The 565-nt window shown below is 64.4% G+C and carries 1 protein-coding gene; it reads right to left on the bottom strand.

Going from position 1 to position 565, the window contains the following annotated elements:
* Positions 1-565 (bottom strand): alpha-amylase family glycosyl hydrolase (locus POF73_RS45880; RefSeq protein ID WP_272125492.1); only part of this gene is annotated, 565 nt, incomplete at both ends.

Raw genomic sequence — 565 nt, 5'->3', positions numbered from 1 at the left:
CGGGAAGTGGAACGCCATGTGGCATTCGTCGCCGCCGCTCTGGAAATCGCCGAAGTAGTCGACGACGTCCTCGGGCCACTGGTTCGCTTCCGCCAGCAGTACCGTGTCCGGATACATCGCGTCGATCTCGCGGCGGACACGCCTGAGGAACTCATGGGTGGCCGGCAGGTTCTCGCAGTTGGTGCCCTCCTGGGCATACAGGTAGGGCACGGCGTCGAGCCGGAAGCCGTCGATGCCGAGGTCGAGCCAGAAGCGGAGGGCGGCCAGGATCTCCTCCTGCACGGCCGGGTTCTCGTAGTTCAGATCCGGCTGGTGGGAGAAGAAGCGGTGGAAGAAGTACTGCCCGCGAACGGGGTCGTACGTCCAGTTCGACGCCTCGGTGTCGACGAAGATGATGCGGGCGTCGCTGTAGGCCTTGTCGTCGTCGGCCCAGACGTAGTAGTCGCCGTAGGGGCCGTCGGGGTTCTTCCTCGATTCCTGGAACCACGGGTGCTGGTCGCTGGTGTGGTTCATGACGAAGTCGATGATGACGCGCATTCCGCGCTGGTGGGCGGCATCGGCGAAT

This window comes from Streptomyces sp. HD, assembly GCF_028369295.1.
In the GTDB taxonomy this organism is placed as follows: Bacteria; Actinomycetota; Actinomycetes; order Streptomycetales; family Streptomycetaceae; genus Streptomyces.
The sequence above is the reverse complement of the archived record's forward strand: the minus strand, read 5'-3'. Positions and strand labels throughout refer to the sequence as shown.